The organism is Rhodococcoides trifolii (assembly GCF_014635345.1).
GTDB classification, from domain to species: Bacteria; Actinomycetota; Actinomycetes; order Mycobacteriales; family Mycobacteriaceae; genus Rhodococcoides; species Rhodococcoides trifolii.
This window is the reverse complement of sequence record NZ_BMCU01000005.1, coordinates 351,671-363,435: the sequence shown is the minus strand read 5'-3', so window position 1 is coordinate 363,435 and position 11,765 is coordinate 351,671. Positions and strand designations below refer to the sequence as shown.

At 63.4% G+C, this 11,765-nt stretch carries 13 protein-coding genes and 1 pseudogene; 6 read left to right on the top strand and 8 right to left on the bottom strand.

The window, feature by feature from the left end; translation table 11 throughout:
* The first annotated feature begins 66 nt into the window (after positions 1 to 66).
* Positions 67 to 422, top strand: a pseudogene (locus IEW02_RS25230) (VOC family protein).
* A 21-nt stretch (positions 423 to 443) separates the two neighbouring features.
* Here the strand turns inward: IEW02_RS25230 and IEW02_RS21585 are convergent.
* Entirely contained in the window at positions 444 to 1,385 is a 942-nt protein-coding gene (locus tag IEW02_RS21585) for an alpha/beta hydrolase (RefSeq protein ID WP_188546954.1), read from the bottom strand.
* 109 nt (positions 1,386 to 1,494) lie between these two features.
* Positions 1,495 to 2,352, bottom strand: a complete 858-nt coding sequence (locus tag IEW02_RS21580; RefSeq protein WP_188546953.1) for a 3-hydroxyacyl-CoA dehydrogenase — start codon at positions 2,350 to 2,352, stop codon at positions 1,495 to 1,497.
* Between the two features lie 123 nt (positions 2,353 to 2,475).
* On the opposite strand from IEW02_RS21580, the gene IEW02_RS21575 reads away from it, so the two are divergent.
* Positions 2,476 to 2,943: an SRPBCC family protein gene (locus IEW02_RS21575; RefSeq protein ID WP_188546952.1), complete on the top strand. Its 468-nt coding sequence runs from the start codon at positions 2,476 to 2,478 to the stop codon at positions 2,941 to 2,943.
* A gap of 1 nt (position 2,944) precedes the next feature.
* Here the strand turns inward: IEW02_RS21575 and IEW02_RS21570 are convergent, their stop codons facing one another.
* From IEW02_RS21570 to IEW02_RS21560, 3 genes are read right to left on the bottom strand one after another with little or no spacing between them, the layout of a single operon-like run.
* Complete coding sequence (locus IEW02_RS21570; protein WP_188546951.1) at positions 2,945 to 3,661, bottom strand: TetR family transcriptional regulator; 717 nt, start codon at positions 3,659 to 3,661, stop codon at positions 2,945 to 2,947.
* 34 nt (positions 3,662 to 3,695) lie between these two features.
* A complete protein-coding gene (locus tag IEW02_RS21565) occupies positions 3,696 to 4,481 on the bottom strand; it encodes an SDR family NAD(P)-dependent oxidoreductase (RefSeq protein ID WP_188546950.1) in 786 nt (261 codons plus the stop codon).
* The gene (locus IEW02_RS21560) at positions 4,478 to 5,470 is read right to left on the bottom strand and encodes an SDR family oxidoreductase (RefSeq protein ID WP_188546949.1); all 993 of its coding nucleotides are present in this window, start codon (positions 5,468 to 5,470) and stop codon (positions 4,478 to 4,480) included. Before IEW02_RS21560 ends, IEW02_RS21565 begins: the two co-directional genes overlap by 4 nt.
* A gap of 230 nt (positions 5,471 to 5,700) precedes the next feature.
* On the opposite strand from IEW02_RS21560, the gene IEW02_RS21555 reads away from it, so the two are divergent.
* The 3 genes from IEW02_RS21555 (at position 5,701) to IEW02_RS21545 (ending at position 7,608) form a co-directional block, all read left to right on the top strand.
* Positions 5,701 to 6,405 carry an SDR family oxidoreductase gene (locus tag IEW02_RS21555; RefSeq protein WP_188546948.1) on the top strand — a complete coding sequence of 235 codons (705 nt, stop codon included), beginning with the start codon at positions 5,701 to 5,703 and terminating at the stop codon, positions 6,403 to 6,405.
* Between the two features lie 105 nt (positions 6,406 to 6,510).
* Positions 6,511 to 6,699, top strand: coding sequence for a hypothetical protein (locus tag IEW02_RS21550; protein WP_188546947.1), 189 nt, complete (start codon positions 6,511 to 6,513; stop codon positions 6,697 to 6,699).
* A 24-nt stretch (positions 6,700 to 6,723) separates the two neighbouring features.
* The gene (locus tag IEW02_RS21545; protein WP_188546946.1) at positions 6,724 to 7,608 is read left to right on the top strand and encodes a LysR family transcriptional regulator; all 885 of its coding nucleotides are present in this window, start codon (positions 6,724 to 6,726) and stop codon (positions 7,606 to 7,608) included.
* Here IEW02_RS21545 and IEW02_RS21540 read toward each other — a convergent pair.
* The 3 genes from IEW02_RS21540 to IEW02_RS21530 all read right to left on the bottom strand — a co-directional run bounded on the left by IEW02_RS21540 (position 7,600) and on the right by IEW02_RS21530 (position 10,945).
* Positions 7,600 to 9,249, bottom strand: a complete 1,650-nt coding sequence (locus tag IEW02_RS21540) for an FAD-dependent monooxygenase (RefSeq protein ID WP_188546945.1) — start codon at positions 9,247 to 9,249, stop codon at positions 7,600 to 7,602. The genes IEW02_RS21545 and IEW02_RS21540 overlap by 9 nt on opposite strands.
* Positions 9,250 to 9,351: 102 nt before the next feature.
* Complete coding sequence (locus IEW02_RS21535; protein ID WP_188546944.1) at positions 9,352 to 9,993, bottom strand: TetR/AcrR family transcriptional regulator; 642 nt, start codon at positions 9,991 to 9,993, stop codon at positions 9,352 to 9,354.
* 115 nt (positions 9,994 to 10,108) lie between these two features.
* Positions 10,109 to 10,945 carry an alpha/beta fold hydrolase gene (locus IEW02_RS21530; RefSeq protein WP_188546943.1) on the bottom strand — a complete coding sequence of 279 codons (837 nt, stop codon included), beginning with the start codon at positions 10,943 to 10,945 and terminating at the stop codon, positions 10,109 to 10,111.
* Between the two features lie 133 nt (positions 10,946 to 11,078).
* Between IEW02_RS21530 and IEW02_RS21525 the strand changes: the two genes are divergently transcribed.
* Positions 11,079 to 11,669 carry a TetR/AcrR family transcriptional regulator gene (locus IEW02_RS21525; protein WP_188546942.1) on the top strand — a complete coding sequence of 197 codons (591 nt, stop codon included), beginning with the start codon at positions 11,079 to 11,081 and terminating at the stop codon, positions 11,667 to 11,669.
* Positions 11,670 to 11,765: the final 96 nt, after the last annotated feature.

The following is an 11,765-nucleotide window of genomic DNA, read 5'->3' as shown; positions in this document are numbered from 1 at the left end:
GATCGGCAGCGGAGGATTCGATCCGAAACTGGCGCTGTCCAGCGAACAGGTGAAGGGTGGTCCGGTATGCGCACAACTGGAATAACCGCCAACATTGCGGTCGCCGGCATTGCCGCCGCACGCGATTTCTACTCGGACTATTTGGGATTCGACACGGTGGGTTTCGATTTGGGGTGGGTGACAAACCTCCAGACGCCCGACGGCGGCGCTGCTCTGCTACTCGTGTCCGGTGATGCGACTCCCCTGTCGATTCCACGATCTCGGTGCACGTCGGGGACGACGTCGATGTTGTGTACGTGGAGGCTCAGAGGCGCGGGTACGAGATCGTGTACCCGTTGACGACGGAATGCTGGGGAGCGCGCCGATTCTTCGTTCGCGCTCCTGATGGGACGGTCGTCAACGTGGTGAGCCACCGAGACTGACCGTCCGCTGGTCGTCGCGCATCAGAGGTTCCGTTCGGCGAAGTCGATTGCCAGCCGCAGCAGTTTTCTTCCTTCCGGAAGAGCTCCGGCCAGTACCGGGAATGCGTGCACCTGCCCCCGCCAGATGTGTGTCTCGACCGTCCTACCTGCAGCGGCGAGCCTGCGTGTCATCTCTTCGACGTCAAGGCGCATCAGTTCGTACTCTGCAGTGGAGAGGAAGACGGGCGGAAATACGGACGGGTCGGCTTCGATGGGCGATGGCGCTCCCGGTATCGAGTCGGGACCGCTGAGCCACCGATCTTCCAGTGCAAGAACCTGTTTCATGGGCAGATAAGCATCCTTGCGCATGAATTCGCGCGGATGGTTCCGGAGATCGAGGTTGAGAAGCGGCGAGAAACCGAGCACTGCGGCCGGAGGCGTGATGCCCTCCGCCACGGCGAGCTCGGCCACCTTCATGGCGAGGTATCCGCCGGCCGAATCTCCAGCGACGATGATCTTCGTGGGATCTGGAACCGATTGCAGGGCTGCGCGGTACGCAGCCATGGCGTCGAAGATGGAGGTTCCGATTCCGCCGTGCGGGATCTGCCGATATTCCACCGAGTAGACCGGTATCCCTGCGCGAGAGGCGATCATCGCGCACGCGGTGCGGTGAGTTGCCAAGCCGCAGAACACGAATCCGCCACCGTGGAAGTAGAGGACCGTTGCGCCCGCGAGTGAACCGGTGGCCGTGCGTGGGTGGGTCGTTCTCTCGCACGGCACCCCACCGAGTAGAACGGGATCGATGTCGACCCGCTTGGGAACGGGAGCCCGGTCAACGACGCGATCGACATGCGAGATCGCTTTGATTCCGTTGTCGGTCAGCGGCCAGTAACGCAGCGTCGGCTTCAGTGCCAGCCGGATCGTGAGGGACAGAACGCGCGCCTGGCGACTCACCTCGTGGTGCCACGTGAACAAGGCGGTCATCGGAGGTCCTCTCGAGGGTGGCTTGCTGTGCCACGGGTTCGTAGGTCCAACGTACATGCGACAGGCTGTTACACGTACTTCAGCAGCAGCAAGTCGTCACATGTCGACGTCATCGGTACTTGTAGAAACCCTCCCCGGATTCGACTCCGAGCTTGCCCTGGCTGATGTAATTGGCCTCGAGGTAGTCGGCCCACATGCGCGAACCGGGATCGTCACTTGCCGCCGAAATGGCGTGAGCAGTGCGCAAGCCGACCACATCGAAGATTTGAAACGGTCCGGCCGGTGCCCCGGTTCCGATACGCCACGTCTTGTCGACGGTCTCGGGGTCGGCGACGCCCGTCAGAACGAGCCCTGCGCCCGCGGCCAAGAACGGGACTAGCAGAGAGTTGAGTACGTACCCGGGCTGCTCCTTGTGGAGCGGAATGGGAACCATCCCGATGTCCTCGGCGAAGGCAACCACGCGTTGAAAAACCTCGGGCGACGTCTGGTCGGTACCCATGATCTCCGCAGTGTTCTGCCGCCAGATGTGGTTGGCGAAGTGCAGTGCGAGGAAACGGTCGGGGCGCCCCGTCGAATCCATGATCTGACTGGGCAGCAGGGTGGACGAGTTGGTTGCGAAGACCGTGTGGGGCGGGGCTGCGACGGCGAGGCGGGCGTAGATATCCCGCTTGAGCTCCAAGTTTTCGGGGACGGCTTCGATCACGAGATCGGCGTCGGCCACGGCTGCAGCGAGATCGGTGAAGAAGGAAATTCTCCCGGCGGCTGTCTGAGCAGCCGCACGGTGAGCTTCGCCGACGTCGCCTGTGTATTGCTCGACCAGGCTCGTGAGTCGGCCACGTGCCGCGGCGATCGCGTCGTCGTCGACATCGTACGAATTCACGGCGACACCATGATTGGCGATCTGGAACGCAATCTGTGCTCCCAGCACTCCTGCGCCGAGAACGGTGACATTCGAGAATGTGGTCATAGGGGTACCTCTTTCGGAACTTCGATCGATCGGTGGTGTCCTCGTACGCCACAGTGCCACCTCATTCGACGTCACCGGCAAGGAGTCGTTGCCGCATCGCCCGAGACGGGGCAGTGTAGGGGGATGAGCGACACCACGAAGGTCACGGTCGAACGCATCATCGAGGCGCCTGTGGACGCAGTTTTCGACGTCCTCTCCAATCCTCAGCGGCACCTGAAGCTGGATGGTTCCGGTTTCATACGCGGTGTCGATCACGCCGACCGCATCCAGAAAGTCGGTGACGTGTTCACGATGAACATGAACATGCAGGGCGACGACAAGGCGGGCGAGTACAAGACCGACAATCACGTCTCCGGGTACGCCAAGGACAAGCTACTTGCCTGGAAGACCGCGCCGGCCGGTGCCGAGCCTCCGGGATACGAGTGGTTGTGGGAGTTGGAATCTCAGGGTCCCAACGAGACGTTGGTTCGGCACACCTACGACTGGTCTCACGTGACGGACAAGAAACTGCTTGCGCACCTCAGGATCCCGCTCGTCACCAAGGATCAGTTGATGGACACCCTCGGTCGACTTGCTGCCGAGGCCACGTGAGCTACCGACCCGGAATCAGCAGGTGAACGCGGTCGACTAGTTGCAGTGCGGTGTCGGCACCAGACCCCTCGAAGACCGCCATGTGGATTCCGCGCATGGCGCCGGTGAGCACTTGCGCCGCGTGAGAGAGATCTATGTCGGCATCGATTTGTCCGGATTCACGTGCGGCGCTGAGTAGTTGCTCGATCGCGTCGACGAAGTTGTCGTGCCACCGCTCGGCCGTTCCCTCCGATTTGGGTACACCGAGATTGCGGAACAGGACATGGGTGCACGGGGTGTCGTAGATGCTCTCTGCGGCGATGCGGAGGAACAACTGCAGCTGCTCGATCGGGTTGTCGGGCCAGGCGGCGTTGACCGACGTCTGATGAATACGGTCGATCAGCACTGTGGCGGCGTCGTCGACTGCGGCTTGAAAGAGCTCCCGTTTGGTCGGAAAGTGATGGAACGCCGTCCTCGGCGCAAGGCCGCATTCGGCGGCAACGCTTTCGATTGTGATGTCGGCATAATCGGAGTGCCGCAACAGTTTCTGAGTGGCGTCGACGAGTCGGGCCGGCGCCGGACCCGGGTCATCCGTCGTCGACGACTCTGCCCAGCGATAGAGAGTGGCCGCGTGGATTCCCAGGGACTTCGCCACGGCGGCGGGGCTTTCCGTGCCGCCGAAGGCCCGCGTCACCGCGTCTCGTCGATCGGCGAGCGTGAACTTCGAGACCCTGGCCATAGGCGCGACAGTACATTCCCGGGTGACTTCGGGATCAGTGCAGTATTCGCGCGAGGGCGGGCAAGAGCAACCGCGGAGGGACGAGCCCGGCCAGCGTTGCCTGCACGGCGTTGCGTCGGCCCGAGATCACATGTGGGCGTGAGGTTCTGGCGTCGAGGGCACGCATCGCGCTGGCAACTACCTCGGTCGGGGTCTGGTAGGTGCCGGTGGCTGTCGCGGTGTCTCCGATGACGTCGAAGAATTCGGTGCGGGTCGGTCCCGGGTTGAGCGCGAAGACCGTGACGCCGTTCCGTGCTGATTCGTACCACAGTGACTGGGAGAAGCTGAGGACGAAGGCTTTGGCGGCTGCGTACACCGCGAGGGTGGGTACGGGCTGGAACGCGGTGGTGCTGGCGACGTTGACGATGGTTCCGCTCTTGCGGGCGATCATGTCCGGGAGGAAAGCCGAGCAGATGTCCACGACCGCGCGGATGTCGACGGCGATGAGACGCTCGAAGTCGTCGGCGTTGCCGTCTGCGAACGGTCCCTGCACCGCGAATCCGGCGTTGTTGACGACCAGATCGATTCGCTCGGGAACCAGCTCGCGCATCTTCCTGCCGCTTGCTTCCTCGGACAGGTCCCACGGCACCGTGCGGCATTCGATACCGTGAGCTCCCTCGAGCTCGCGTGCGAGGCTTCTCAAGCGGTCTTCACGTCGTGCGACGAGCACGAGGTCAACACCGCGGGCAGCCAGCGCACGAGCGAATTCCGCGCCGATTCCTGAACTGGCGCCAGTGACGAGCGCGCGGCCCGGCGAGAACCGCGGTGTCCGGCGGCTCATCGGGATGCGTCCGCCGGTGTGCGCCCGCGCTCGGTGCTCGATCGACGCGCGAACTTTCCGTACGAGGTGGGTGCGTGTCCCAGCAGGGACGGTAGATCCGCCAGGTTTCCTGCGGGGAGGCCGTGGATGTCGTAGTGCGCCATCATTACCCGGTAGGCCTCGCGTGCGTCGGCCGGCCAGTTCTTCATGTCACGGGGGTTGGACGCTGCCTGCGCGCCGCGCGCGAGGTGGCCCACCGCGTTCAGTTTCGTCGACTGCAGCGCATGTCCGACCACGGAGGCGAGCGCGGGCAGTACCGTCAACGTGTTCGTCAGCGACGACGGCGGAATTCGGATGGCGGTCACCGGATGCCCCAACACCGATGCCCAGATCTGGGCCATCTGGTGGCGTGTGAGTTCCACGGTGGACAGGTCGTAGGTGCGACCGGTGTGCGGCGACGGATCGGCGAGAACGTTCGCTGCCGCCTCGGCGACGTCGGCCAGATCGACCACACCCATGACGCTGTCGGGTGAGACCGGGTAGGGCATGACGCCGGCCTGGAGGAACTCCCACACTTCCAGGTAGTTCTGCATGTAGTGCGACGGTCTGAGGACTGTGGTGGGAATTCCGCTCTCGCGCAGCAGGGCCTCGGCGACGTCCTTCTGGTGATGATGCGTCAGCTCATGCAGGTCGGGGTGGATCACAGAGTGAAACACGATGTGCTGCAGACCTTTCGACGGCACCGCAGCGATCAGGTACTCGATGATGGGCCGCTCGTCGATCACCTGAGTGGGGGCCGCGTGGTAGAGGACATCTGCCCCCGTCAGGGCCGAATCGAGTGTCCGCTCGGACCGCAGATCGCCGACGACAACCTCGGTCGCCCCGTCCTGGCGCGTGGTGGCCGCCTGGGCGTCGTTCTTCACGACTGCTCGAACGGGAACGTCCTGTTTCGCCAATCGTCGAACGAGCAGACGCCCCACTCCACCTGCGGCGCTGGTAACTGTGATCATGATGCCCCCTCGTCGTCGAGGTCGACGTGCATCGACCTTTAGCGAATATTGCACATCAGATGCAGATAACGCAAAGGGTCGGGGAAGCGTGCCGGCCGGACCAACTCTCGGGACACCGACCCGGCGAGCGCTGAGGTATCGACTTTTTCGATAAAAGCAAGAAAAACTATCGATTGTTCGATGGGTGCTTACTTGCTTCACTGAATGGGAACGCACACAACGAAAGGATCATGATGCGAGTACTTCTGATCAGCGGAGCGTCGGGCATCGGTCGGTCCATCGCGTCGGCTGTGATCGATGGCGGGGGCGAGGTCGTTCTCGCCGGGCGACACCGCGATTCCCTCGATGCTGCAGTTGCGGAGCTGGGTTCGGGAGCAAGTGCGGTGACGATCGACCTCGGGGACGAGTCGTCCATCGCGCGGGCAGCGGCAACCATCGGGCCGGTCGACCACATCGTCAGTCTCGCAGCCGACCACGCGAACGGTCCGATCACGGCACTGGACGCCAGCGCCGTACGAAATGCGTTCGACGCGAAAGTGATCGGCCCGATTCTGCTGGCCAAGCACTTCTCGCCGCAGGTGCGCGACGGCGGTTCGTTCCTGTTCTTCTCCGGTGTCGCTGCGTGGAAACCCGCACCCGGCCTGTCGGTCATGGCGACGACGAACGGAGCGGTGGCGTTCCTGGCCGAGGCGCTCGCGGTGGAACTTGCGCCCACCCGCGTCAATGCCCTCTCGCCGGGTATCGTCGATTCGGGGGCCTGGGACTCGATGGGAGCCGGGAAGGACGCTCTGTTCGCGGACACGGCACGCACCAATCCCGCTCGCAGAGTCGGTCAGCCGTCCGATATTGCCTCCGCTGCAATGTCTTTGCTGACGAACACCTTTGTCACAGGCGTCACCCTGCATGTCGATGGGGGAGGGCGACTCACCTCGTGAACTTCGCCGTCGGAACACGCTTGTGAAGCATCTTCCGCGCCCTCCGCGGACTTTCCTTCACAAACGATGTGAACGGCGCCCTACCGTTGAAAGGAACCGACACACATGAACATCGACCCCAGAATCAGAATGATCGCAGGCATCGTCATGGCTGTGATTTCGTACGTCGTCGCCGTCGCCAATTTCATCGAAGGCGACATCCGTTCCGGCGTGATCCTCACGATCATCGGCATGTTCTTCAGCACGGTTCTCGCGCAGACGATAAGCCGGTACCTGACGAAGGGTCCCAGCTAATCCGACGTCGCATACCCTCGACCGATGCCGACCCTGCGTGCCCTCGAATGCTTCGTCGCCGTCGTGGACGCCGGTTCCGTGACGGCCGGGGCAGCGGCGTTGCATCTGTCGCAACCCGCGTTGTCGCACCAACTGGCGTCGTTGGAAACCGAAATCGGTACCCCGCTGCTGGACCGTCTCCCGCGCGGGGTGCGGCCCACCCCCACGGGCCGGGCGTTGCTCGACGATGCCCGAGCCGCCTTGTCCGCTGCCGACCGCATCGTGCGGACTGGACGAGCGTTGGCGGAGGGGAGTGAAGGCCGTCTGCGACTGGCGTGCGCCGAAAGCATGACCGTCCCAGTCCTCGCGCCCACGCTACGAAAGTGGACACGGAAGTACCCCCACATCGGATTGGATCTGACCGAATTCACCAGCGCGGACGCGATGGCCGACGCACTCTCGACCGGGGACGTCGACCTCGCGGTCGGTCCCGCCTCCACGCAGTTCACCGGCATCACCCACGAGATCGGGACGGAAGACGTCGTCGCAGTGATCCCGGAGGGACTCGATCTCGCCGACAAGCCCGCCATTTCCTGGACCGATCTCGCCGGCAGACCGATCGTCCACTACCACCCGTCCAACGGTCTGCGCGGGTGGTTCGACTCCGTCGCGACAGCCCACGGTGTCGAGTTCGATGCCGTCACCCATACCCGGAACGCCACCACCGCAGCACAACTCGCCCATGCCGGCCTCGGAATCGCCCTGGTCCCGAGAACTGCACTGCCCGCACGGTTCGCCGGCATCGTCAAGCCGCTGAAGCCGTCGCTGCAGCGATCGGTCGTCGTGATGGTAGGGACGCGGACGGACCCGCTGACCCGCCGGTTCGTGGACGACCTGATGGCTCGGGGAATGGGAGCGCGACTAGGCTGAGTCACCGAGTCTGCATCGAACGGAGCGGACCCCCGACACCACCACATCGGTGACGCGTCGATAGTCCTCCTCGGTCATCTCGCGGTCACTGGCGAAGATGAATCGATCCGGGCGGACCAGAAATGCGTTCGCGCGGGCTTTGCGCATCTGCTTTTCCAGTACGCCCTCGCTGTCGACGTAGTGGCCGGACGGGACAGAATGAGTAGCCAGGTCTGACGCAGAATGCAATTTCACCTCGCCGACACCGGCATCTGCCAACATCGGCGGGATGGGGGAGGACGGAAACCCGACCCAGGTCCAGTTGTTGCCCAGGATCGTGTCCAAGAGAATTGGAGTGAGGTCCGATCCGACAACCCAGGGTTGTTTGACGAACGATCCCCGCGGACTACGTCGCCTCTCGGTCCCACCGAAATAGCCACCTTTCGTGCCCAAGGTGTATCGCGGTTTGAGGCCCATTCCCCGCAACCACGGACTCACACCCGGAACCTTCGCCGCCCCCGCGACGAGTCCGTCCCGAACAGAGGCGGCCGAGTTGTTGCGTAGCATGACCATTCGGCCGATTCCGAGAGAGAAGCGGGTGAGCGCCACGACGTTCGGTCGTCGCTCGGCCTCGTAACTGCGCAACAAGTCCGGGTCGGCGCCGGCAGTGAGGACGGCGTCGATTTTCCAGCAGAGATTGGCCGCGTCGCGCACTCCGGATGACACGCCCTGTCCGGCGAAGGGCGGCATGATGTGTGCGGCGTCGCCGGCGAGGAAGACCCGCCCTCGACTCCAGGTTTCGGCCTGGCGGATGTGGAAGGTGTACCCCCAGCTTCGGAAGACCTCCACTTTGTCGTAGTCGATTCCTCGTTCGGCGAGGAGGCCACGTAGACCGTCCTCGGTCTGGAGTTGCTCCACCGTCTCGCCTTTGTTCACCCGAAACTCGACGCGGTGATATCCCATGGGACACGGGCAGTCGACGCCGGGCCGCTCCGGATCGGAGATGAACGTGAAGTCCAGCGGTGCGCCCACGGGTAGGTCGTACCAAGCGCGGAGTTGGATGTCGAACCATTGCTCTTGGATGTGTTTGCCCGGCAGTGCAATTCCTAGCATCTTGCGAACGGAGCTCGATCCGCCGTCGGCTGCGATGACGAATTTACTCGTGATCTGTCGATCGGGACCGCCGTCGACGGGCCGCAGAGTCAGGGTTGCCGATTCACTGTCCTGGGTGAGGGCGACGGCCTCGACACCGGACAGTATCGACACCGTGGAGAACCGCGCAATCCCCTCGCGCAGGACACGTTCGAGTTCGGGTTGGTGGTAGAACGCCATTCCGGGCACACCCTGATCGAAACTGTCCGTGGAGGTCATGGACAGAAACGTCCGATTGCCGTGCTTGAGGTGAATGCGAACGTCGGTCGACATGGTCGTGAGCATCTCGTCGAACAAGCCGAGACCCTGCCATACCCGGTGCGCGTCTTCGTCGGATGCGATTGCGCGCTGGCGGGGAAAGACGGTGAGATCGCGCTCGATCACGGCTGTCCGAATACCTCTTTGCCCCAACAGGTTCGCGGCGGTCGCTCCGGTGGGTCCCAGTCCGACGATGACGACGTCCACATCTGTGGTGTTGTCGGAGCTATCGGTGATACGTGTGGTGGTCATGATGTCCCTTCTCCCGCCGTGATCGTCACGTCCGCGGGACCGGGGCGTCAATGCCGTTCACGGTTGACGAATCGTCAGTTCGTTCCGCGGCGGCGCCAGCGGTTACGGCACGGGCAGCGGAGTCGAGGCGAGGGCTCGTGCTTCCGGCTCGGGCAGGCCGAACATTCGCAGCAGGTTCGTTGCCAACTCGGTCGCGACGGTTTCCACGTCGGCCGTCGGGTCGCCGGCGAGCAGATGCAGGCAGCTCAGAATCGACCCCGCCGTGCATGCGATTGCCGTGTCGAAATCGGTGATGTGTAGTCGTCCGGCATCTGCCGCTGCGTGCAGTCCTGCCTCCGCACGCGGAACGAGCGCGCGGTCTTTCGCGACTGACCCCATGCCGAGTCGCATGACTATGTCGGTCATCTGTCGGTGCGTCCTCCTCAGATGCAAGGTCATTCGAATCCCATTGGCGTACAGCAGTGCTGGATCCTCGATACCGGCCGTGGCATCGTCGAAGAACTCTCCGAATCGGTGCAGGGTGTGCGCGATGGCTGCTTCGAACAGTTCGGACTTGCCCTCGAAGTGGTTGTAGAACGTTCCGATTCCCACGTCCGCGCGCGCAGTGATCTGCCGAATGCTCGCCTCGGTGCCGATCGGGGCGGCGAGGAACTCGCATGCCGCTTCGATGAGAGCGGCTCTGGAACGGATTCGGTGCCGTTCATGTCGACCGTGTGCAACTGGCGGTTGCCGAGACGAGGTCACTCGTAATCCGTTCCGGGAGGTCCCCGCGGGAATCGAGGTATCAACGACTCGACTCTACAAGCCCTGTGGTTCGAGGCGGGTGTCTGCGACAGTCACGGAATGAGCGAGGCCGCAATCACTCGCTTCGCACCGCCTCGTCGATCATCGAGCCGACGGCGGCGGCACCGACAGACGTCATGATCGTGCCGGCGTGATCGAGTCCCATCAGCGGTCTGACGGATGTCAGGTCGAGCGCGTCGATGTCGTGAGGGGAGTACATCGGAGGGGAGTCGGCGCCTACGCTCCACTGCGCGTGCAGGAATCGGATGGGCATCGTCAGTTCCTGAAATCGTGAGTCACCGAAGAACACGTCAGTGGCGTCTGAAACCACCGCAGCGGACGAGAGCCGGACCGATCCGTCGACCAGGTCGTGTTCGGCATAGTGCCGTAGCAGCGGATCGGCTGGGTCGAGAAGCGGCAACGACGTCGACACCAAGTACTCGACGTAGTCGTCAGTGTTGTTCCACCGCTGCTGCGTTCGAGCAATTCTGTCCTCGAACACCGCCGCGACGTTCTCCCGTGTGAGACCGGCGGGCGGTCCTACCGGCACGCCCCCGTCGACGAGGACGAGACTTTTCACTCTGGACGAATACCTGGCTGCGAATTCCACGGCCACGAAGGCGCCCATCGACATTCCGCACACGTGCACGGCGTCGAGTCCGAGTGAATCCACGACGGCTGCCAGGTCGTCTGCATGCTGGGTCAGCGACGACGGGCCGGTGACGTCGACGCTGTCGCCGCGTCCGCGGAGATCCGGGGCGACCAGTGTGAGGTGGGGCGCTGCGGCGCGCAGCCAACCCCAGAGCATCCGCTGGCTGGAGACGCCGTGCACCACGAGAACAGGCTCGGTGCTCCCGGTGAAAGTTTCGACGGCGAGCAGTCCGCCCGATACCGGAATTCGATCGATGGTCATGTCTGCCGACACTATGTGATGGCTCGCCGGTGTGGGATGGACGTTCCGTCCATCGCGAGGCCCGAGATATGAAGGGAACATCCTCGACCCAACGTTATGGACTGATCGGTATACAACGACTAGAATGGGCGACATGCCTCGACCGCGTGAGTTCACCGAAAGCGCAGTTCTCGAGTCCGCGCGAAACCAGTTCTGGGAAACAGGTTATGCCGGTACCTCTCTCGCGGATCTCACCGCTGCCACCGGACTCGGTAAGGGCAGCTTGTACGGTGCGTTCGGCGACAAGCATGCCCTGTTCCTGCGGACGCTCGAGGGCTACTGCGCAGATGTCGTGTCGGACGCGCACGGCGAGCTGTCCGGAGGCGGGCGTGCCATCGACAGACTCGTCGAGCATCTGCGCAACTCGGCTCGTGTGGGTGTTGTCGGGGCACGAAGCCGCGGCTGCATGATGGCCAAAGCTGCGGCCGAGTTCGGCGCTCGCGATGCGGCGGTACAGCACATCATCTCGTCGACGTTCACGTTGTGGCACGACGAGCTGGCGGCGGGGATTGCGAAAGCGCAGGACGAGGGTGACATCGCCGGAAGCGTCGATGCCGACACGCTGGCGTGGACATTGCTGACCGTGCTGCGCGGTTTCGAAGCGATGAGGAAGGCGGGGGTGGCAACCGATCATCTGGCGGCCGCCTTGGATCAGGTGCTCGGCACTATCCCGCGTTCTGGATAACGGCGCCGAACACTGCCGACCAAGTTCTTGTCCGATCGGTACAGAACGGTGTACTGTGGCGTTTGCTCGCCCGTCAGGTGAGCAAAACTTCGAGAC